Origin of the sequence: Pseudoxanthomonas kalamensis DSM 18571 (genome assembly GCF_010211745.1) — a bacterium.
In the GTDB taxonomy this organism is placed as follows: Bacteria; Pseudomonadota; Gammaproteobacteria; order Xanthomonadales; family Xanthomonadaceae; genus Pseudoxanthomonas_A; species Pseudoxanthomonas_A kalamensis.
The window spans coordinates 1-491 of the sequence record NZ_PDWQ01000126.1 but is presented as its reverse complement, the minus strand read 5'-3'; the positions used below and the strand labels follow the sequence as shown (position 1 = coordinate 491).

At 61.5% G+C, this 491-nt stretch carries 1 pseudogene; it reads right to left on the bottom strand.

Annotated elements, in window-relative coordinates:
• Positions 1 to 404, bottom strand: a pseudogene (locus tag CSC70_RS14340) (ABC transporter ATP-binding protein); the annotation flags it as partial.
• Positions 405 to 491 lie beyond the last annotated feature (87 nt).

Here is a 491-nt window from a genome sequence, read left to right as displayed (position 1 = left end):
CTCCACGCTGGCGCCGGTCTGGCGCAGGTACTCCAGCTGGCGCCGCTCCGGAGTCCACTGGAAATTGAGGGTGTAGCCCAGGGCGTTGAAGTGGGCCTCGCCGATGAACGCCGGCACCAGGGCCACGGCCAGCAGCAGGATCAGCCAGGGCGCGTACACCAGCAGGCCCACGCCGAAGCTGACCACGGTGATGGCGTCCTGGACCTGGCCAACAGCTGGCTCATCAGGTTCATCCGGCTCATGGTCTGGCGCCGGGCGCGGTCCAGCCGGTCCTGCAGGTCCGGATCCTCGAAGTCCTCCAGGTCCAGGGTGGCGGCGTGCTCCATCAGGCGCACGCTGCTGGCATTGGTGAACAGTTCAGAGAGCAGGCCGTCGGCGTAGCTGACCATCCGGCCCAGCAGGTCCAAAAACAAACCTGTTTACGGTGGAAAAATGTTAAATTAAATAAACATGGTAAGCTTTGTCGGATGAATTCATCATTTAAACAGCCA